Annotated in this window: 11 protein-coding genes; 6 read left to right on the forward strand and 5 right to left on the reverse strand. The window is 61.7% G+C overall.

Features of this window, described 5'->3' with window-relative positions; genetic code table 11:
* The first annotated feature begins 49 nt into the window (after positions 1 to 49).
* Together LUB09_RS15295 and uvrA are read left to right on the forward strand one after the other, a co-directional pair.
* Positions 50 to 1,762, forward strand: a complete 1,713-nt coding sequence (locus LUB09_RS15295; RefSeq protein WP_209982725.1) for an ATP-binding protein — start codon at positions 50 to 52, stop codon at positions 1,760 to 1,762.
* Positions 1,759 to 4,278, forward strand: a complete 2,520-nt coding sequence (gene uvrA, locus LUB09_RS15300; protein ID WP_231422955.1) for an excinuclease ABC subunit UvrA — start codon at positions 1,759 to 1,761, stop codon at positions 4,276 to 4,278. Before LUB09_RS15295 ends, uvrA begins: the two co-directional genes overlap by 4 nt.
* Positions 4,279 to 4,483: 205 nt before the next feature.
* Here the strand turns inward: uvrA and tkt are convergent, their stop codons facing one another.
* Complete coding sequence (tkt, locus tag LUB09_RS15305) at positions 4,484 to 6,538, reverse strand: transketolase (RefSeq protein WP_231422956.1); 2,055 nt, start codon at positions 6,536 to 6,538, stop codon at positions 4,484 to 4,486.
* Positions 6,539 to 6,711: 173 nt separating this feature from the next.
* On the opposite strand from tkt, the gene LUB09_RS15310 reads away from it, so the two are divergent.
* Positions 6,712 to 6,936 carry a DUF465 domain-containing protein gene (locus LUB09_RS15310; RefSeq protein WP_209982719.1) on the forward strand — a complete coding sequence of 75 codons (225 nt, stop codon included), beginning with the start codon at positions 6,712 to 6,714 and terminating at the stop codon, positions 6,934 to 6,936.
* A gap of 30 nt (positions 6,937 to 6,966) precedes the next feature.
* On the opposite strand, the gene hglS is transcribed toward LUB09_RS15310, so the two are convergent.
* The gene (gene hglS, locus LUB09_RS15315; RefSeq protein WP_231422957.1) at positions 6,967 to 8,340 is read right to left on the reverse strand and encodes a 2-oxoadipate dioxygenase/decarboxylase HglS; all 1,374 of its coding nucleotides are present in this window, start codon (positions 8,338 to 8,340) and stop codon (positions 6,967 to 6,969) included.
* 195 nt (positions 8,341 to 8,535) lie between these two features.
* Between hglS and LUB09_RS15320 the strand changes: the two genes are divergently transcribed.
* Entirely contained in the window at positions 8,536 to 11,172 is a 2,637-nt protein-coding gene (locus LUB09_RS15320) for an MGH1-like glycoside hydrolase domain-containing protein (RefSeq protein WP_231422958.1), read from the forward strand.
* A 31-nt stretch (positions 11,173 to 11,203) separates the two neighbouring features.
* Here the strand turns inward: LUB09_RS15320 and LUB09_RS15325 are convergent, their stop codons facing one another.
* Both LUB09_RS15325 and LUB09_RS15330 read right to left on the reverse strand, forming a co-directional pair.
* Complete coding sequence (locus LUB09_RS15325; protein ID WP_209982712.1) at positions 11,204 to 11,518, reverse strand: SCP2 sterol-binding domain-containing protein; 315 nt, start codon at positions 11,516 to 11,518, stop codon at positions 11,204 to 11,206.
* A 56-nt stretch (positions 11,519 to 11,574) separates the two neighbouring features.
* Positions 11,575 to 12,285: a histidine phosphatase family protein gene (locus LUB09_RS15330; RefSeq protein ID WP_231422959.1), complete on the reverse strand. Its 711-nt coding sequence runs from the start codon at positions 12,283 to 12,285 to the stop codon at positions 11,575 to 11,577.
* Positions 12,286 to 12,480: 195 nt separating this feature from the next.
* Between LUB09_RS15330 and sohB the strand changes: the two genes are divergently transcribed.
* Positions 12,481 to 13,506 (forward strand): protease SohB, encoded by a 1,026-nt coding sequence (gene sohB, locus LUB09_RS15335; RefSeq protein WP_231422960.1) that lies wholly within the window; start codon positions 12,481 to 12,483, stop codon positions 13,504 to 13,506.
* 603 nt (positions 13,507 to 14,109) lie between these two features.
* On the opposite strand, the gene LUB09_RS15340 is transcribed toward sohB, so the two are convergent.
* Entirely contained in the window at positions 14,110 to 16,272 is a 2,163-nt protein-coding gene (locus tag LUB09_RS15340; protein ID WP_231422985.1) for a TonB-dependent siderophore receptor, read from the reverse strand.
* A gap of 221 nt (positions 16,273 to 16,493) precedes the next feature.
* On the opposite strand from LUB09_RS15340, the gene LUB09_RS15345 reads away from it, so the two are divergent.
* On the forward strand, positions 16,494 to 20,750 hold the full coding sequence (locus LUB09_RS15345) for a leucine-rich repeat domain-containing protein (protein ID WP_231422961.1): 4,257 nt from the start codon (positions 16,494 to 16,496) through the stop codon (positions 20,748 to 20,750).
* Positions 20,751 to 20,805 lie beyond the last annotated feature (55 nt).

Raw genomic sequence — 20,805 nt, forward strand, 5'->3', positions numbered from 1 at the left:
CTGGCGTGCTCCAAACCTTGCAAACGTCCTCTTTGTGCAGAGCCCAACCATGCAATTTTTATCCAACCCACATGACTGTGAAGGCTGGGCCGGTGAAATGGCCCAACGCATTCGCGCGTTCGACTGGTCGAACACCGACCTGGGGCCGCTCGACGAATGGTCGACCAGTCTGGCTTGCACGGTGCAGATGATGCTCGCATCTCCCGTGCCGATGGTGATGCTGTGGGGGCGGGCGGGTTACATGATCTACAACGACAGCTATTCGGTGTTCGCCGGCGGGCGCCATCCCTACCTGCTGGGCACGCCGGTGGAGCAGGGCTGGCCGGAAGTGGCCGAGTTCAACCGGCATGTGGTGGACACCTGCCTGGCCGGCGGCACCCTGTCGTTCAACAACAAGGAACTGGTGCTGTCGCGTCACGGCAGGCCCGAAACCCTGTGGCTCGACCTTTATTACAGCCCGGTTGCCGGCGACAACCAGCAACCGGCCGGGGTGTTGGCGATTGTGGTGGAGACCACCGAACTGGTGAAGTCCGAGCGGGTGCGCCAGGAGCTCACCCACAACCTTGAGCAGCGCGTCGCCGCCGAAGTGCAGGCGCGTTCGACCGCGGAGGAACAGTTGCGCCAGTCGCAGAAACTCGAAGCCATCGGCGGCCTGACCGGCGGCGTGGCCCACGACTTCAACAATCTGCTGCAAGTGATCGCCGGCAACCTGCACCTGCTGGCCCGGCATGAGCCGGATAACCCTCAGGTACAGCGCCGTGTCACGGCGGCCATCGCCGCCGTGGAGCGGGGCGCCAAGCTGTCCTCGCAATTGCTCGCGTTTGCCCGTCGTCAGCCGCTGTCGCCGGCGGTGTACAACCCTTTGCGCATTTATGAAAGCCTCGGCGAGCTGTTGCAGCGTGCGCTGGGTGAAACCATCCATATCGATGTGCAACTGCCGCGCGACCCGTGGCGCATTCACGTCGACCGCAACCAGTTGGAAAATGCCCTGCTCAATCTGGCGATCAACGCGCGGGACGCCATGAAAGGCGAAGGCGTGATTCGCATCAGTGGCGAAAACATCATCCTCAATCCCAAGGATTGCGTGGGCAAAAGCATCAGCCCCGGCGAGTACGTGCGCCTGTCGGTGAGCGACACCGGGGTGGGCATGTCACCGGCGATCCAGGCCAAGGTGTTCGAACCGTTCTTCACCACCAAGCGCGACGGCCACGGCACCGGGCTGGGCTTGAGCATGGTGTTCGGCTTTGTGCGCCAAAGCGGCGGGCATGTCGACGTGTGCAGCGCCGAAGGCAAGGGCACCGTGGTGCAGTTGTATTTCCCGCGCAGCCTTGGTGAGGAATGCGGGGAGTCGGTGGATGAGCCCGTGGAGACTGTCGGCGGCCAGGAAACCATCCTGGTGGTCGAGGATAACGAAGGCGTGCGCCTCACCGTGGTGGAAGTGCTCGAACAGTCGGGCTACACCGTGCTCACCGCCGACGACGGCGACCAGGCCATGCAAAAGCTGCAAACCGGCCTGCAACCGGAACTGATCTTTACCGACGTGGTGATGCCGGGCCGGGTCAAAAGTACCGACCTGGCCGACTGGGCTCGCCAGCAACAGCCGCCGGTGCCGGTGCTGTTCACCTCCGGCCACACCCGCGACATTCTCTCCAGCAACCACCTGCTGAGCCCCGACATTCATCTGCTGAGCAAGCCCTACAGCCCCGAAGCCCTCACGCTACGGGTGCGCAGCATGCTTACCGCACGACAAGGTTGCCAATGACTTCACCGCGCAGCATTCCCCCGATCTCCGTCCAACGCCCAGGTTTCGTCCGGGTACGCGGCGCCCGCGAACACAACCTGCGCAACGTCGACGTGGATATTCCACGGGATGCCCTGGTGGTGTTTACCGGCGTGTCAGGTTCCGGCAAGTCGTCACTGGCGTTTTCCACGGTGTATGCCGAGGCCCAGCGCCGTTATTTCGAGTCGGTGGCGCCTTATGCGCGGCGCCTGATCGATCAGGTCGGCGTGCCGGACGTGGACTCCATCGAAGGCCTGCCGCCGGCCGTGGCCCTGCAACAACAGCGCGGCACGCCGAGCGCGCGTTCCTCGGTGGGCAGTGTGACCACCTTGTCGAGCCTGATCCGCATGCTGTATTCGCGCGCCGGCAGCTACCCGCCGGGCCAGGCGATGCTGTATGCCGAGGACTTTTCGCCGAACCTGCCCCAGGGCGCCTGCCCGGAGTGCCATGGCCTGGGCCGCGTGTATGAGGTGACCGAGGCGCTGATGGTGCCCGATCCCTCATTGACGATCCGCCAGCGTGCGGTGGCCGCCTGGCCGTTGGCGTGGCAGGGCCAGAACCTGCGCGACATCCTCGTGACCCTGGGCTATGACGTCGATATCCCCTGGCGCGACCTGCCGAAAAAGCAGCGTGACTGGATCCTCTTCACCGAAGAAACCCCGACGGTGCCGGTGTACGCCGGCTTCACCCCGGCGCAGACCCGCGACGCGTTGAAGCGCAAGCTGGAGCCGAGTTACCAGGGCACATTCAGCGGTGCGCGGCGCTATATCCTGCACACCTTCAGTCACACCCAAAGCGCGCTGATGAAAAAGCGCGTGTCGCAGTTCATGCAAGGCAGCGCCTGCCCGCTGTGCGAGGGCAAGCGCCTGACGCGTGCGGCGCTGTCGGTGAAATTTGCCGGGGTGGATATCGGCGAGTTGTCGCAGCTGTCTCTTTCGCAACTGGCCGAACTGTTGCGCCCGGTGGCGGCAGGGCAGGACCGCATGAAGTTGTCGGTGGAGAAACGCCTGGCCGCGCAACGCATCGCCCAGGACCTGCTCGAACGGGTCAGCACCTTGATCGACCTGGGCCTGGGTTACCTGTCCCTGGAGCGCAGCACGCCGACCCTGTCGTCCGGCGAGTTGCAGCGTTTGCGCCTGGCCACGCAATTGGGCTCGCAGTTGTTCGGCGTGATCTATGTGCTGGACGAGCCCTCGGCGGGCTTGCACCCGGCCGATGGCGAGGCGCTGTTCACCGCGCTCGAGCGCCTGAAAGCCGCCGGCAATTCGCTGTTCGTGGTGGAGCATGACCTGGAAACCATGCGCCGCGCCGACTGGCTGATCGACGTGGGCCCGGCCGCCGGCGAACACGGCGGGCAAGTGCTGTACAGCGGCCCGCCGGCCGGGCTGGCGCACGTGCAGGCTTCGCAGACCCGCGCGTACCTGTTTGCCGAAGGGCAGGCGTTGCCCTCGACGCGCCGTGAGCCCGCCCAGTGGCTGCAGCTGGAAGGGGTGACGCGCAACAACCTCAATGACGTGAAGGTGGATTTCCCGTTGGGCTGTTTCACGGCGGTGACCGGTATTTCCGGCTCGGGCAAATCCAGCCTGGTCAGCCAGGCGCTGCTGGACCTGGTGGGCAGCGGCCTCGGCAGCCGGGTGGTCAATGACGAAGAACCCAGCCTGGAGGACGACGCCCCGCAAACCAGTGGCGGGCACATCCGCTCCGGGCTCGAGCATATCCGTCGGCTGGTGCAGGTGGACCAGAAACCCATCGGCCGTACGCCGCGTTCCAATCTGGCAACCTACACCGGGCTGTTCGACAACGTGCGCAAACTGTTTGCCGCCACGCCGGCGGCCACGAAGCGCGGGTATGACGCGGGGCAGTTCTCGTTCAACGTCGCCAAGGGCCGTTGCCCGCAGTGCGAGGGTGAAGGGTTTGTCAGCGTTGAGTTGCTGTTCATGCCCAGCGTGTACGCGCCATGCCCGACCTGTCACGGTGCGCGCTACAACCCCGAGACCCTGGCGATCAAATGGCAAGGCCTGAGCATCGCCCAGGTGCTGGGGCTGACGGTGGAACAGGCGGTCGAGGTGTTCGCCGAGCAACCTGCTGTGCTGCGTTCACTGCAGGTGCTGCGCGATATCGGTTTGGGCTACTTGCGCCTGGGTCAGCCGGCGACCGAGCTGTCCGGTGGCGAAGCGCAACGCATCAAGCTCGCCACCGAGCTGCAACGCAATGCCCGGGGCGCGACCTTGTATGTGCTCGACGAGCCGACCACCGGATTGCATCCCCGCGACGTCGACCGCTTGCTCAGCCAGCTCAATCAACTGGTGGACGCAGGGCACACGGTGGTTGTGGTGGAGCATGAAATGCGCGTAGTGGCCCAGAGTGACTGGGTGATCGACATCGGGCCGGGGGCCGGCGATGAGGGCGGCACCGTGGTTGCCTGTGGCACGCCGCAAAAGGTCGCCAGGAGCAAGAAAAGCCGCACCGCGCCGTTTCTGGCGCGCGAGCGGGTCTAACAACCAGGGAAGGTCACCTGTGGGAGCAGTGTTGGGTCAGTTGGATGTGTGTTTGGGCTTCTTGAGTAAATCTCAGGTGATCACGAACCTGTGCGGCCACCTTCGGCCAATGTGAGAGGGGGCTTGCTCCCGATAGCGGTGGGTCAGTCAATGCAGATGTTGACTGTGACACCGCCATCGGGAGCAAGCCCCTCCCACAGGTGGATCAGTGTTGATTCAGCTGGATTTGCTGCTTGGCCTGCTTGACCACATTTTCCACGGTGAAGCCGAACTTCTCCTGCAGTTTGGCCAGTGGGGCCGAGGCGCCGAAGCTGTTCATCACCACTTTGGCGCCGGTCTGCCCGACATAGCGGTCCCAGCCCAGCGGGCCGGCCTGTTCCACCACCACGCGGGCTTTCACCGCGGGCGGCAAGACGCTGTCGCGGTAGGCCTGGTCCTGGTCTTCGAACAGTTCCCAGCTGGGCATCGAGACGACCTGCGCGGCAATCCCTTCACCCTTGAGCTGTTCATACGCCGCCACCGCCAGGCTCACTTCACTGCCCGTCGCCAACAGCAGCACTTGAGGTTGCTCGGCACCCGCCAGCACATAGGCACCCTTGGCCGCGCCGCTGGCGGCTGCGTACTTCGTACGGTCCAGGGTCGGCAGCGGCTGGCGCGAGAGCACCACACAACTGGGCCGATGGGTTTGCGCCAGCGCCACTTTCCACACTTCCAGGGTTTCATTTGCATCGCCCGGGCGCAGGGTCAGCAGTCCCGGTGTGGCGCGCAGTTGGGTCAGGTGCTCGATGGGCTGGTGAGTGGGGCCGTCTTCGCCCACGCCGATCGAGTCATGGGTAAACACGAACACCACCGGCAGCTCCATGATCGCCGCCAGGCGGATCGGCGGTTTCATGTAGTCGCTGAACACCAGGAAGGTCGAGGTGTACGGCCGCAGGTAGGACAGCGCCATACCGTTGGCAATCGCGCCCATGGCGTGTTCGCGGATGCCGAAGTGCAGGTTGCGCCCGCTGTAGTCATCGGCGCTGAAACGCCCGGCGCCGTCGAAGGTGAGGTTGGTCTTGGTCGAAGGCGACAAATCCGCCGAACCGCCGAGCAGCCAGGGAATCTGCTGGGCGAAGGCGTTCAGCACCTCGCCACCGGCGGCGCGGCTGGCCACGCCCTTGGCGTCGGCCGCATAGTCGGGCAGTTGCGCCTGCCACTGCGCGGGCATTTCACCGGCGCGCATGCGCTGCAGTTCATCGGCCAGTTGCGGGTCGAGGCGCGACAGGGTCTGGTTCCACTGCGCAAACAAAGGCTCGGCACGCTCATGCAGCGCGTCACGCAATACCGTACGCGCGACTTCGGGCACCAGGAAGCTGGAATCTTCCGGCCATCCGTAGGCCGCCTTGGTCAGGCGAATTTCGTCGTCACCCAACGGCTCGCCGTGGGCCGCTGCGGTGTTGTGTTTGTGCGGCGAGCCGTAGCCGATCACGCTGTCCACCACAATAAGGGTCGGCGCGCCGGTGTTGGCCTGGAAGGTGGTCAATGCGTCGCTCAATGCCTGCAAATCATTGGCATCGGTGACGTGCAGGGTGTGCCAGCCATAGGCCTGGAACCGTTTGATCACGTCTTCGCTGAACGCCAGTTCCGTATGGCCTTCGATGCTGATGGTGTTGTTGTCGTAGATCCAGCACAGGTTATCCAGCTTCAAGTGGCCGGCCATCGACGCGGCTTCGCTGCTGATGCCTTCCATCATGTCGCCGTCGCCGCACAGGGTGTAGACGTTGTAATCGAACAGCACCTGACCGTCGCGGTTGAAGCGCTTGGCCAGCCAGCGCTCGGCCATCGCCATGCCGACGCTGTTGGCGCAGCCCTGGCCGAGCGGGCCGGTGGTGGTCTCCACGCCAGTGGTCATGCGGTACTCGGGGTGCCCTGGGGTTTTGGAACTCATCTGCCGGAACTGCTTGATATCGTCCAGGCTGATTGCCGGCTGGCCGCTGCGCTTGCCGTGGGCGTCGATCTCGACCACACCGGCCAGGTGCAGCAGCGAATACAGCAGCATCGACGCATGGCCCACCGACAGCACAAAGCGGTCGCGGTTGGGCCAGTCCGGGTGCTCGGGGTGATAGCGCAGGAATCGACTCCACAGCGTATACCCCACCGGCGCCAGGCCCATGGGCGTGCCCGGATGGCCGGAGTTGGCCTTCTGCACGGCGTCCATGGCCAGGGTGCGGAGGGTGTTGATGCATTGGGTGTCGACAGCGGTGGCAGCGTGATTCATGAACCGGTCTCCCTTGGGTGGCGATCTACAGTGGAGGGCAGCTCAGCGCAAAGGTTTGATCCCATCCTTCGCGCCGCGACGAACGGAACCGATGGGCTTGAAACATGACAAGCGCGTCAGGAATGGGCTAGTTTCAAAGGCGTAAGCCATTGATCAACGTGAGGAGGTAGGCCATGCCAGTTAAACACGACCTGTATCAGGACCTGGGGATGAGCAAGGACGACGTTCACAAACACAGGGCGAACGATAAACGGCTGGACGCGCTGCTCACTCGCTATGACGCCGCCGACAAGGACGTGCTGGAGGCGGAAAAAGCCAGTGCCAACGATGAGGATGTAGAGAAGCTCAAGAAGAAACGCCTGTTGATCAAGGACGAGATCAGCGGCCGCCTGAGCTGAATGCCAACGGCTGTAGGAGCACGCTTGCTCCTACAGCAATGCCTGGGTGCAGGCGTCGATGGAACGCTGCTGCGTCTGTGCATACAACTGCAATTCATCGATTGTCCTGCACCCCAGCGCCTGCTCGAACTCGGCCTGGTTCGAGTTCGCCGCATAGTGACTCTGCGCCGCATCCCCCAAATTCGACTGGAAAATCCCCGCCGCACTCACTGGCAGAAAATCCTCATACACCAAGGGTTCAATCGCCACATGGCCGGCGCGCAAAAGTGCCTCCAGCGTGTGCGGCCGGTCGGCCTGGCCGCGTGCTGCCAGGCCCTGCTCGGTGGCGAAATAACGAAAATAGGCCAGGCCCTGTTCACGCATCAGCCCATGATCGTCGGGGAACGCCTGGAAGTGCTGTGCCATCAACTGCGTGTAGCGCCCGGCGTTGGCCTCGTTGGGAAAGGCACCCAGTTCCTCGCGCGCGGCGTTCAGCAGTTGGTCGTACAGCGCGCGGCCCTTGGGGGTGAGGGCGACGCCGCGTTGTTCGATTTCGCCGAAGCGCGCGCTGTGGCTGCCGTGGGCATCGGTGAAGGCGATGGGTTCGTCCAGCGCCTTGAAGCTGGTCTGGCGCAGCAGGATCGGGCAGCGGCGGCGCGGCGGTCCTTCGATCACCGCCTTGGGCGTGATGCCTTTGCCGGGCATCGCGGCCTGCACCTGGTCGATGTCCAGGGTGCGCGGGGTCAGGTGATTGATGTGCGGGCCCTTGAAGGCCACCACATCGGCGATCAGGCGGTGCTGGTCACTCAATTGCCGGTACTGCGCGCCGGTGACGGTAGCAGTGTGGTGCCAGCGAAAAGTCTCCAGGGCCTGGCGGATGAATTCATCGGCCTGCGCGGCGTTGAGGCCGCCGTGTTGCTCGGCGTGTTCGATCAGCGCCAAAGCGCCCGGGGTGAAGATCGAGCGTTTGGCCAGGGCGGTTTCGGCGAAGGCGCGCAGCTCGGGGTTTTCGATCAGTTCCAGGCGCAGCAGCGAGGTGAATACGCGGAACGGGCTGGTTTGCAACGCGCTTTCATGCATCGCACGAAACGCCGTGGAATGCACCGGCACCCCGGCCGGGGTCAGGTCGTAATAGCCCACCGGCTGCATGCCCATCACCGCGAATAGCCGGCGCAGGGTTGCCAGCTCGGCAGCCGTGCCCACACGAATGGCGCCGTGGCGTTCCATGTCCAGACGCTGGCGTTCGCCGGTGCGTTGCAGCTGTTGCGCCAGGCCCGGGTCGCTGTCGAGTACGCGGCGGTTGGTCTCGGCCACCAGCTCCAGCAGCGCGCCATAAAGCGGCACTTCATCGCGGTACATGTCGGACATGGCCCTGGAGAAACCTTTGCGAATGTCGTCGGGGCTGACGTGGGCGGTGCTGGACATAGAAAAATTCCTGATGGCAGTGGCGATGAGCGTGGCCGTTCACGGGATTTTGTTGGGCGCGGGGTGCGCGTGCAAACGAAGAATCCTCAGGACTTCATTCTGCAAATGAATGAAAGGCGTCTTCCAAGTCTTCATGTGCATCCGCGCGCGGTTGGGCTCTACACTGCGTCTATCAGGCAGGCGACGGAGGACTCCATGACGGCCACACCCAATACCCGACTACGTGAAACGGTTGAAGGCCAGCGCCTGGCGACCGAGGATGCCGAGGATTGGCGCGCGTGGGGGCCGTATTTGAGTGAGCGCCAATGGGGCACGGTGCGCGAAGACTACAGCGCCGACGGCGATGCCTGGCGCTACTTCCCCCATGAACATGCGCGCAGCCGCGCCTACCGCTGGGGCGAGGATGGCCTGGCCGGTTTCAGTGACAAGGCGCAGCGCTGGTGCCTGGGCCTGGCGCTGTGGAACGAGCGCGATGTGATCCTCAAGGAGCGCCTGTTCGGCCTGAACAACGCCGAGGGCAACCACGGTGAGGACGTCAAGGAGCTGTACTTTTTCGTCGACGGCGTGCCGAGCCATGCCTATATGCGCATGCTCTACAAATACCCCCATGCAGCGTTTCCCTATGCCGACCTGATCAGCGAAAACGCGCGACGCGGGCTGGGTGATGCCGAGTATGAAATCCTCGACACCGGCGTGTTTGCAGACAACCGCTATTGCGACGTCAGCGTCGAGTACGCCAAGCATCAGCCGGACGATATTTGTATGCGCGTCACCGTACACAACCGCGCCGAGCAGCCGACGCGCCTGCAGGTGCTGCCCCAGGTGTGGGCGCGCAACGACTGGAGCTGGACCGCTGACGCCGCCAAGCCGCAATTGAAACTCGACGGTGAGCGCGTGCTCGCGCGTCATCATGAATTGCCCGATTACCAGCTCGGCGCCTGGGGCCAGGACGGCGTGGAATGGCTGTTCTGCGAGAACGAAACCAACTACCCCAGGCTTGACGGGCAAGCCGCGCCCGGGCCGTTCAAGGATGGCATCAACGATTACGTGGTGGACGGTGTGCAGGCCGCCATTCGGCGTGACGCGGGCACCAAGGTCGCCGCGCGGTTCATCCTGGAGCTGGCGGGGCTGGAAAGCAAAACGGTCTACCTGCGCTTTGCGCCGGTGGGCGCGCCTGAGGTCAATGCGCGCAAGCTGTTCGACCAGCGCCGCGAGGAAACCGATGACTTCTACGCCGCCCTGCAACAGGGCCTCGTCGATGAAGACGCACGCAATGTGCAGCGTCAGGCCCTGGCCGGCCTGCTGTGGTCCAAGCAGCTCTATTATTTCGATGTGAACCAGTGGCTCGACGGCGACCCGGCCCAACCGGCGCCGCCGCCCGAGCGCTTGCACATTCGCAATACCCATTGGCGGCACTTGTCCAACTTCGACATCCTCTCAATGCCTGACACCTGGGAATACCCGTGGTACGCGTCCTGGGATCAGGGCTTCCAGGCGGTGGCGTTTGCCCTGATCGACCCGGGCTATGCCAAGCAACAACTGCTGCTGTTGGTGAAGGACCGCTTCATGCACCCCAATGGCCAGTTGCCGGCCTATGAGTGGCGTTTCGACGATGCCAACCCGCCGGTGCATGCCTGGGCCAGCTGGCGCGTGTATCAGCAGGACAAGGCGCTCACGGGCGTCGGCGATATGGATTTTCTCGAGCGGATTTTCCACAAGCTGCTGCTGAATTTTTCCTGGTGGGTCAACCGCAAGGATGCCGAGGGGCGCAACCTGTTTCAGGGCGGGTTTCTGGGCCTGGACAACATTGCCTTGTTCGACCGCTCGGCGACGTTGCCACCGGGTTATCAACTGGATCAGGCCGATGGCACCGCGTGGGTGGCAGCCTATGCGCTGGACCTGATGCGCATCGGCCTGGAGCTGGCCAGGCGCAATGCGGTGTACGTCGACATTGCGGTGAAGTTCTTCGAGCACTTCCTGTATATCGCCGGCGCCATCAACCGCGTCGACGACAGCGCCGAAGGCCTGTGGGATGAGCAGGACCTGTTTTTCTACGACGTGCTGCACCGCCCCGATGGCCACAGCGAGCCGGTGCGCCTGCGCTCGATTGTCGGCCTGATGCCGCTGTTCGCCGTGCTGGTGCTGGAGCAGCGCGAGCATGAAGGCCTGGCGGGGTTGCGCGAACGGCTGTTGGGCTTTATGCATCACCGGCCTGATCTGGCCAGGCTGGTGTCGCGCTGGAATGAACCGGGGCAGGGCAATCGCCTGTTGCTGGCGTTACTGCGCGGCGAGCGCACCAAGGACCTGCTGCGGCGCATGCTGGATGACGATGAGTTTCTCTCGGCGTTCGGCGTGCGCTCCTTGTCCAAAGCCTTCGCCGAGCAGCCGCTGGCGCTGCAGATGAATGGCGACAGCCTGAGCGCGCGCTATCAGCCCGGCGAATCCGATTCACGCCTGTACGGTGGCAATTCCAATTGGCGCGGGCCGGTGTGGATGCCGGTGAACTACATGCTGATCGAGTCGCTGCGCGAGTTTCATCGTTACTACGCGGATAATTTTTCGGTGGAGTACCCCACGGGGAGTGGTTATCTGGCGTCGATGGGGGAGGTCGCCGACAGCTTGAGTCAACGCTTGACGCGATTGTTTCTAAGGGATGAAAACGGCCTGCGGCCTTCGATGGCGGGGTATGCGCAGCTGGAGGCGGACCCGGCGAGTCGCGACCTGGTGCTGTTCCATGAGTATTTCCATGGAGAAACGGGGCGAGGCCTGGGGGCGTCGCATCAGACGGGGTGGAGCGCGTTGGTGGCGTTGTTGCTGCAACCGAAAAACTGATAGGGGAGGGGCGAGCCCCTCCCACGGGTACTCAGGACGGGAACAATTCGCTCAGCTTCATGGCCAGCATCATGTCGCCTTCGGTGCGCAGCTTGCCGCCCATGAACGCCTGCATGCCGTCGGTGGAGCCGTCGACGATGCCTTCCAGGGTTTCGCTGTCCATCACCAGCGTGACCTGGGCGTCCGGGTTTTCGCCTTCCAGCAGTTCGCAGGTCTTGTCCTTGACCACCAGCGAGAAGTTCTTGGTGTCATCGATACGGAAACCGAACACCAGGTCCAGACCTTCGGCGGCGCTTGGGTTGAATTTGGCTTTCATTGCTGCTACGGCTTTGGCTACGTCAGTCATGGTTTCGATCCTTTAGGGTAGAGTCCAGTGACCTTGGGGTCACGGTGGGCCGCAGTTCATCGGAACGTGATGAGCTGCGGCGCCTTCAACAGTTGCAAGTGCGCATGACTGTTGAAGGAAGCCAGGGCCACCTCGCGACCGCGGAATTTCAGCTGGTTGAGCGAGGTGTTAACAATTTGCCAGTTCAGCTCGAAGGCCTGCGCGGCAGGCATTCGGGTGATCAGGTGGAGCAGGGCGGTGATGGTGCCGCCGGAGGTGAACACGGCGATCTTGTCGGCGTCGTCGGCCTTATCCAGCAGACGCTGCAGACCGCCCTGTACGCGCTCGACGAACCCCAGCCAGCTTTCCAGCCCCGGCGGGTCGTAAGTGCCGGCCAGCCAGCGGTCGATGATCAGCGCAAAGATGCGCTGGAATTCGCGGCGGTTTTGCGCGGCGTTACGCAGGATGTCGAGGGCCTCGGGTTCTTCGCTCAACAGCTCGGGGAGCAGCGCGCGGATCACCGCTTCGGCGTCGAATTCATTGAATGCGCTGTCGGTTTCCACGGGCGGGACCGGTAAGCCGAGGGCGCTGAAGGATTCGAAGGTGGCGGTGGCAGTGTGCTGTTGGCGGCGCAGGTCACCGGCGATGCAGCGGTCGAAGGCAAGCCCCAGGTCGGCGAGATGACGACCGAGCACCTGCGCCTGTTCCACACCGATGGGCGACAGGACGTCATAGTCGTCTGCCCCGAAAGAGGCCTGGCCATGCCGAATCAGATAGATGCTGCCCACGTCCGTTTTCCTGGGTACGTTGAAACGTCCGACGAGGTTATGGGGATGCCCGGAAGCTGTCAATGGAAAAACATACGCTTGTTTTAAAAGGTAGTTGGAGGGCGGCTGCTGGCGGTTTGGGCACTGGTTTGCAGGCAGTGCCGCCGGTATGCTGGGGCCATCCGCGCCTGGCGCACTGCACTTGTAAGGAGAACCATGGATTTTCTGGCTGAATACGCGAGCTTTCTCGCAAAGACTGTCACCCTGGTGGTCGCGATTCTGGTCGTCCTGATCAGCTTCGCGGCGCTGCGCAGTAAAGGACGTCGCAAGTCCGCCGGCCAGTTGCAGGTCAGCAAGCTCAATGATTTCTACAAGGGGTTGCGTGAGCGCCTGGAGTCGTCCCTGCTCGACAAGGACCAGCTCAAGGCCCTGCGCAAGTCCGAAAGCAAAACCGAAAAGAAGAATAGCAAAAAGAAGCCAGAGGCCCGGCCCCGGGTGTTCGTGCTGGATTTCGATGGCGATATCAAGGCCTCGGCCACCGAGAGCCTGCGCCATGAAATCACCGCGTTGCTGAGCCTGGCCACGCCCGAGGACGAAGTGGTGCTGCGCCTGGAAAGCGGCGGCGGCATGGTGCACAGCTACGGCCTGGCCTCGTCGCAACTGGCGCGCATTCGCCAGGCGGGCGTGCCGTTGACCGTGTGCATCGACAAGATCGCGGCCAGCGGCGGCTACATGATGGCGTGCATTGGCGAGAAGATCATCAGCGCGCCGTTTGCCATCCTCGGCTCCATCGGTGTGGTCGCGCAGTTGCCCAACGTCAACCGCCTGCTTAAAAAGCACGACATCGACTTTGAAGTGCTGACTGCCGGTGAATACAAGCGCACCCTCACGGTGTTCGGCGAAAACACCGAGAAAGGCCGGGAGAAGTTTCAGGAAGACCTGGATATCACCCACCAACTGTTCAAGAACTTCGTCTCGCGTTACCGCCCGCAGCTGTCAATCGATGACGTTGCCACCGGAGAGGTGTGGCTGGGCGTTGCGGCGCTGGACAAGCAACTGGTGGACGCGCTGCAGACCAGCGACGAATACCTGGCCACCAAGGCCAAGACGGCCGAGGTGTTCCACCTGCACTACGCCGAGCGCAAGAGCCTGCAGGAACGTGTGGGCCTGGCGGCCAGCGGTTCAGTGGACCGGGTGCTGCTGACGTGGTGGAGCCGCCTGACCCAGCAGCGGTTCTGGTAAGACTGTAGTTTCTGTGACTAGCGGCTTGCCTGCGAAGATGATTTTTCGGTGCGCATATTCGTTTCTGCGGTAACGGCGACTTAGGGTTCCGCCCTGACGGCGGGTCACTTTGGAAAGCCCCAAAGTAACCAAAGGGCTCTTGCCCCAACACTCGGCACCTCGCCCAGGCTCGGTGTGCCCGAACGCAGGCTTTGGAGCGTGGGCCGCCGCGATGGGCCATCCTTGGCCCAGCGCGGCTAACCCGGCGTCCTGCCGGGTTACCCACGCTCCAAAACCTGCGTTCGGCCAGCGTGTTTGACGGGGCGCTTCCAGATCAAAAGCAAAGGCGCGGCGGCCTGAGCGCCGACCGGAATGGTTTGCGAACGCTGTACAAAATGTGGGAGGGGGCTTGCTCCCGATGGCGTCGGCCCAGCAAACATTGATGTTGAAGACCCACCGCTTTCGCGGGCAAGTCGAATCGTCGCACCGCCGCTTCCACAAGGGATCTGCGCTTAACTGACTGGCCTTAGGGCAATCCCGCTCGCCACAGTGATGTGGCTGTCTGACATTTCAGGCTTTAAAACCAGGCGTTCTCCCACAGTTGGATCTGCATGCATACCTGAATCAGAAGTTGACCGATGCACTTAAGCGGGCCGTCAACGGTGCGCCCTGGAACAGGTAGTCATCGCCCATGTACTCGCCCGCGTCGCGCCAGTATCGCTTGTCGAACAGGTTGTCGACGCTCAGGCGAAACACCGTTTCATAGCCATCGAGCCGGGTGGTGTAGCGGCTGCCGACATTGACCACCGCATAATCCCCCACCTCTGCATTGCCGGTGCGATTGGCGTACTTTTTGGCGCTGTAGTGCACGCCGCCCAGCACCGCCAGACCGTTCACCCACGGCAACGCGTAATCTCCATACACACTGGCGCGCAGCGTGGGCACGTTGATTGCCTGATGATCTTCATAACCCGGCGTGCCGCTGCCGCTCACCCGCGCACGAATCGCCGCCACGCTGGTTGCGATCTGCAGGCGCTCGGTGGCCCAGCCGTTGGCCGAGAGCTCCAGGCCTGTGTTTTTCTGCTCGCCCTGTTGTACGTAAGTGAAGTTGCCGGCGCCGTCGGGCTTGGCATATTGATAGGCCTGGCGCGTCTGGAACACGGCGGCGGCGAAGCTGATGCGGCGCCAGTCGTATTTCACCCCGGCTTCGATCTGCCGTGATGTGGTCGGTGCCAGGGTGGTATTGGCGTTGCTGGCAAACCACGGCGCGGTGCCGCCCAGGGACAGGCCCTTGCTGTAGCTGGTGTACAGCGAAACAGCCTGCACCGGCTTGTAGATCAACGCCGCCTGGGGCAGGAACACAGACTGTTGGGTATGCCGTGCCGGGTTGCCGTCGCTGTCGAAGGCGCGCTCATCCAGGCGTACTTCACGGCCGCCGACGACGGTTTGCCATTGTTCGCTCAGGCGCATGCGGTCGGTGACGAACACGCCGTACTGGCGGCTGTCGAGGGCCCGATGACTATCGTTGAGCGGCTTGTCGGTGGGGGTGAAGGTCGGCACGTCCTCGTCGACAGTGGCGGTGCCAATCAGCTCGTTGACTGGCATGCGTTTGTCGACCACCCGGCGAAAGGCGCTGCTGCCGAAGGTCAGCTCATGACCGATACCGGCGGTGTCGAACAGGCCGGTCATGGTTGTTTGCACTTCATCGTCGCGGCGCGTGTCATCCGGGCTGCGGAAGTCGTAGACGTCGTAATTGCCTTCGGGGCTGAAGTAGTTGGGCGTGCTCGAGCCGCTGCAACTGGCCGAACCGTAGCAGCCCCAGGCAAACGCGCTGTAGTCGTCGATCACCACCTGGCTGCGGGCTGCACTGAGGCTGCCTTTCCATTGGTCGCTGAAGCGGTACTCGAACTTGCCGTTGAGGTTCAGCGAGTCGATGCCCACCTGCCTGGAACCGCTCTGGTGCCCCAGCAGTTTTTTCGGCGATGCGCCGTGGGGCACTTCAGTGCCGCCCAGCAATTGATAGCCCGGCACCGAGCGCTGTTGCTTGTTCTGGTATTCCGCGTCCAGTTGCAACACGGCGTCTGGGCTGAGGTTCCAGTCAAAGGCCAGGGACACGAAATCGCGCCGGCCATCGGCGTGCTCCACATAGGTATTGAGGTCTTCATGGGCCACGTTGGCACGCAGGCCGAACTGCTGCTCGCTGCCGAACCAGCCGCCCACATCCGTGGCCACATAGCCGCTGCCGCGATCATCGGTGGAGACGGTGACCGAACGCACCTCTTCCGGGCGCTTGGTCACATAGTTGATGACGCCGGCGGGTTCGGAAATCCCGCTTTGCAGCCCGGCCAGGCCCTTGAGCACTTCCACCTGCTGCTTGTTCTCCAGTGCAACGTTCTGCTCGCCAGTGATGGTGCGCCCGTTGATCTTGTAGCTGCTCGCCGCATTCAGCGAGAAGCCGCGCACCACGAAGTTTTCGTAGTAGCCGATCGGCGCATAGCTGTCGCCCACCGAGGCGTCGTTGCGCAGCACTTCACTGAGCAGGCGGGCCTGCTGGTCCTTGATCAGCGTGGCGTTGATGACCGTGATCGAGGCCGGTGTGTCGAGTAACGGCGCTTCGTTGAACCCGCCGACCGACGCGCTCTCGGTGCGGTAGCCGGAGGCTTCCTCGCCCTGGACCTGTAGCGCCGGCAGTTCGATTTCAGCCGCCTGGCTGCTGCCCATGCCGCTGCTGAGCAACAGACCGAGGGCAAAAGGTGAAGTGATGACGGGACGAAGACGCATAACCATAACCATGGGGCAGGGCCTTAAAGCGTTGGGCGGGGGGCGCATAAGCTAGGCATAACGGCGGGATATTACAAGATTGAGCGTTGGCTCAGGCCTCGTGGGCACCGCTTGACCTACAGAAGGCGTCAGTAATGGGCTCGACGCGAACCTCCATTCTCTGATCGTTCAATCAAGTCAACGAACCTAGAGTCGACGATTCTTCAATCACAAATGGATTTGACTGCATGACATCCTGCATTTCGACAACCAACCGGCTCGGCTCACTGAATCTTGCCCTGAAAGACAGCCTGATCTTCACGCCCGCTGAACACGGTGCCACACAGATACGCCTCAAGTGGGGCGAAGACCTCGACCCTGTCACCACCCAGTTGGTGACGCTGGACTATGACTACCACGGCCACCCGCCCATCAACGGTGTGTATCAGGGGCAGATCCGCGTCCAGCAGTCACTGGTGCAGGGCCTGTTGAGCGACTACCAGGCGGTGGGCGATAACCGTTTTGCAGAAACGGCGTTCGGCCTGTACACGCCACCAGCCGTAGGGCCAGAGATAAAGCTGGTTGCGAATGTCGACGAGTTCGCTTTTCAGGGCAGCGGTAATCATAAGGTTTACGAGGGTATCTACCGCCGCACCGACCCGCAGACCTACGGGCCTTCCACGCAACTTGCGATCACTGCGGCCGAGTTTAAAAAATGGGTGTGGACGCTCGATTACAAAGAGTTGTATCAAGAGTACCTGTACAGCAACTTGCCATCGGATGCCACGATCATGGGGAGCGAGCCTTACGCGTTGCGCACCTCAATGAAGACAGCATTCGTCATGGCTGCCTTTTTGCAAAATCTTGAATCGAGCCTGACCCTTGCCGGATTGCAGCTGGCTCTTTCAGTGGCGGGGCTTGGAGAAGACGCTGTTGAGTTCTCTGGCATCAGCAGTGTTCAGTTGGAGCAACGCACCTTTCCAATGGCGCATGTAGAAGTTTCCCGCCTGATGATCTATCGCTACACGGCGCGGGATCTTTGGGTAGTGCGTCATCGTCGCAGCGGCGTGGTGCTGCTCTATGTACCAGGCAATTCGTCGCCGCTTCATCAGTTCGCAAACATGAAGGCATTGCGCGCCTGGATCGTAGAGCAAGGCAAACACCGAGAGAAAAGAGTGGCCCTCTGCGAGCATTTCGAAAAAGACGACCGCAGCGACGGCACCTTTCACGCGGGTGTGCTGACAGCATTGCAGGCCATGGCCCAGTATCCGAAGCAGCATCACCTTACTCGCGAATCGGGCTTCTTCAACAATGACGGGTATTGGAACCCGGACGATTACATCCTGCTGGACACCGTTGCGAATTCAGTTGATCCGTTTGCTGAATTGGTCAAGGTATTCAAGCAGACAAGCCTGGCCACTGCCGAGGAAGCCATTCGCGACGATGCCGATGTCAATCGCGACAATCTGGCGGCCGTGATCAATCCGGTGATCGGCTGGATAAACCGATGGGGCGCGCTGGCTATTTTCTTTCCCGGTGGCGAAGGCTTGCTGGGTCTGGCCGGGTTGATCGACGCCGCGCAGGGGGTGTCTGAAGTGGTGGAAGGCGAGAGCCGGGATAAAATCAATGAAGGCGTGACCCGAACGGTCTTTGGCTTGCTCAATGCGCTGCCGCTGTTGATCAAGACCGGCGTAGCGCTGGCCGGCCCGGCGTCAAAGCCAACACCGCGGCCCAGGCCGCCTGTGCTCGATGAGGGGGGCGCAAGCATTCAACCTCCCTCCGAGCCCATCGTTACCCCATCGTCGCCTCACGTCGTTGCTGCTGAAATCTTCATCCCGCCAGGCGCGGAGAATGTGCCCATCGCACAGTGGACTCGTCCTCAGTTGATGCGCGGTTTCGGGCGCGAGGTGGAAGGGATTTCGGATGACAGGCTGGAATTGATCCGCCGGGTCAGCGGCGTTTCAGATGAGCAATTGCGCCAGCAACTGATCACGGGCGCCAGGCCCAAAGGGTTGTTTGCCGATACGTTGCTGCGTTTCAAGACCGCTCAGCGAGTGGAAGACTACATTACGCAGCTGGGCAGTGTTCAGTCGCCTCTGGGGGATTTGCACCTGGCCCGCTGGTTGACGTCAGACAGTTCCTGGCCCCGCGGCGTCGGCTTGCGGCTGGTCGATGGCAACAAGGTCATCTGGGAAACCGCCGCAATCATGGCTGAAGAAGATGTGTTGGTTATTCATCCCAAAGGCGGCTCGTTATTCAAAGACCTGGCAAGACGTCTGGGCCCGGAAGAAACACGTCAGTTATTGGGCGATCTACTTGAGCCAGGGGAGCCATATCCTCCCACTTACGTCAGAGCCCGATTGATACACCTCAAGGCCAGGGGGATCGCGCATGATCAGCGGTTGTCGATGTTTGAAGAGCATTACAACGTCCTCACCAAACCGCAGAGTGACCTGCAAAAGGCCCTCGCGCATGAATACCCGTCACTGCCTTTGTCAGTGCGCGATCAGATGTTGCTCGACGAACACATCAGCCCTGACAGCACGTTGACCCTGGCAGAGACCAAGGCGTTGTTTCAGCGTCTGGAACCTCAAGTCTCGGCTTACGAACACGAGTTGCGCCTGGTTCGTGCCTATGAGGGGGCTTATCTCGATAGCATCCGTAACGTGGACAGCGATACGCTGCTGCTGCACAGCGCTCGGCGCATGCCCGGTTGGAACGTGCCGATAACGGTGCGCGAAGGATCGGCCTCCGGTGTGGTAGTGGACAGGATCGGAGCGCCCTCCCTGCCAAAACAACGCATCATCATCAGGGCAACAAACCGCTACCGATGCCCGGACTCAACGCCGACGCCTGGCTATATCACGGACGACTTTGGCGATGCGCTTGTAGCCAGCCTGACGGATGCGGAGTTTCTCAAGCTGGGCGTGCAGCGCTCACTCGACAACTTCAAGTTCAAGCTACGGCTCAACCTTTTAAACCGGCGCGAATTTGAAACGGTGCTGCGTCGACAGCAATTGCGAACGCCGTTTTTCGAGCCGGAAGAAGGTAGCTTACTGGGGGGGGCTGGAGGGCGAGCGGCAGCCCTGCGGACCGATAGAATGCTGGTGGACACCTACATTCCCGGCTTCACGGATCTGCAAGTCAGCGAATTCATGGAATGTTTCGATTGGGTCGATGATGCGCAAGCCGAGCTACAGCGAATTGTGGATACCCAGGAAAACCTGAGCTACATCTCCGAGTACCAGTGGAGCATTCTGGAGGATGAATATTTCCAAAAGGAAAACGAGGCTTACCAGGATGGCCTCTCGATTGATTCTGATGACGAGTTGCCAGACGCGCCGATCGATGAGGAAGACAAGCTCGAGTGGATAATTGATCAGAGTAAACTTGATCCTGAAACGCCACCCGAATGGTTTGAGGAGCTGCGTCGGTTGTACACATGGCGTGGCGCGCAATCGCAAAAGGTCTATCGCAACGGTCGGATGATCGGCTTCAAGCTTGACGCGGATTTCACCGTGTCGGGCAATCGCCCGCTAGTGGACCTTTTCACCTATATGCGCAGCGAGAATCTGCAGTTCAATTCCGTGGTTGCCATCAGTGAACCGGAGGGAATGATTCCTGAGTATTTGGAGATCTATTCCCGCTGCTTCCCGCGTCTTGAAATTATCGAGATTCAAAACGCGATCCGCTCCGGCTTGCCCGCGGAACTTGTAAAGTTTCCCCGTCTGAGGCAACTGAAACTGACCAGTAACGGGCTGAGCATGCCGCCGGAGGAGAGTGCGTTTTTCAGTCAGATGACGGCGCTGGAGTCACTTGATTTGAGCGGTAATAATCTTGAGACGCCTCCATCGATCGCCACTTTGACCAAACTGCGCCGCCTCACTCTGAATCGCACGGGGTTGACGACTGTTCCCGAGGAGTTGTTTGAACATCAGTCTTTGGAATTTCTGGGGCTGGAGGATAACAATTTCACCTCTATTCCCAGGACAGTTGACTTGAGGCAGGGGCTGGGCCTGAATGGAAACCCCCTCAACGATTTGAACACGTTCCAACGTTTACTCTCGTTTGAGCGTGAAACAGGTGTCGAATTATGGGTCAACAATAACGCCCCGCTTTTGAACCAACCCGTTGACTGGCTCAGGGGCTTGCCCGAGTCGGAAGCGGCCGCCAGAACAACGCTATGGCGAAGAGTGGCGGCTCAGGAACTCGTGGCGGACCCGGGAGCTACAAGCATCTTGTCGCGATTCGCCAAGCTCTCCGGCACGGCGGAATATCAGGCAGGTTATGAAGGCCTGCGCAAACGGCTGTGGTTATTCATCAAGCGGATCGTGGATGCGGACGAGATGCTTCGTGTGTACCTGCGATCGATCGCCAACCGTTTGGCGCAGGTCATCACTCCCGCGCAACTGTTGAGAAGGCTTGAGGAGGCCGTGATTGAGTTCGACTCCGTTCTGCGGGGAGAACTTAGGTATCCAGCGCCTAAATACCCGAGGTTGGAATAACCGATAGTTGGCCGATGCGGTTGAACGATAAGCCGGGCAGTGTTTCAAACACTCA

Origin of the sequence: Pseudomonas sp. Leaf59, assembly GCF_920984685.1 — a bacterium.
Lineage (GTDB): Bacteria > Pseudomonadota > Gammaproteobacteria > Pseudomonadales > Pseudomonadaceae > Aquipseudomonas.

Excerpts from the sequence above, each read along its gene's own strand:
- LUB09_RS15345 (WP_231422961.1), top strand. The coding sequence starts at position 16,494 with ATGACATCCTGCATTTCGACAACCAACCGGCTCGGCTCACTGAATCTT.
- LUB09_RS15295 (WP_209982725.1), top strand. The coding sequence starts at position 50 with ATGCAATTTTTATCCAACCCACATGACTGTGAAGGCTGGGCCGGTGAA.
- LUB09_RS15320 (WP_231422958.1), top strand. The coding sequence starts at position 8,536 with ATGACGGCCACACCCAATACCCGACTACGTGAAACGGTTGAAGGCCAG.
- LUB09_RS15310 (WP_209982719.1), top strand. The coding sequence starts at position 6,712 with ATGCCAGTTAAACACGACCTGTATCAGGACCTGGGGATGAGCAAGGAC.
- uvrA (WP_231422955.1), top strand. The coding sequence starts at position 1,759 with ATGACTTCACCGCGCAGCATTCCCCCGATCTCCGTCCAACGCCCAGGT.
- tkt (WP_231422956.1), bottom strand. The coding sequence starts at position 6,538 with ATGAATCACGCTGCCACCGCTGTCGACACCCAATGCATCAACACCCTC.
- LUB09_RS15325 (WP_209982712.1), bottom strand. The coding sequence starts at position 11,518 with ATGACTGACGTAGCCAAAGCCGTAGCAGCAATGAAAGCCAAATTCAAC.
- LUB09_RS15340 (WP_231422985.1), bottom strand. The coding sequence starts at position 16,272 with ATGGTTATGCGTCTTCGTCCCGTCATCACTTCACCTTTTGCCCTCGGT.
- hglS (WP_231422957.1), bottom strand. The coding sequence starts at position 8,340 with ATGTCCAGCACCGCCCACGTCAGCCCCGACGACATTCGCAAAGGTTTC.
- sohB (WP_231422960.1), top strand. The coding sequence starts at position 12,481 with ATGGATTTTCTGGCTGAATACGCGAGCTTTCTCGCAAAGACTGTCACC.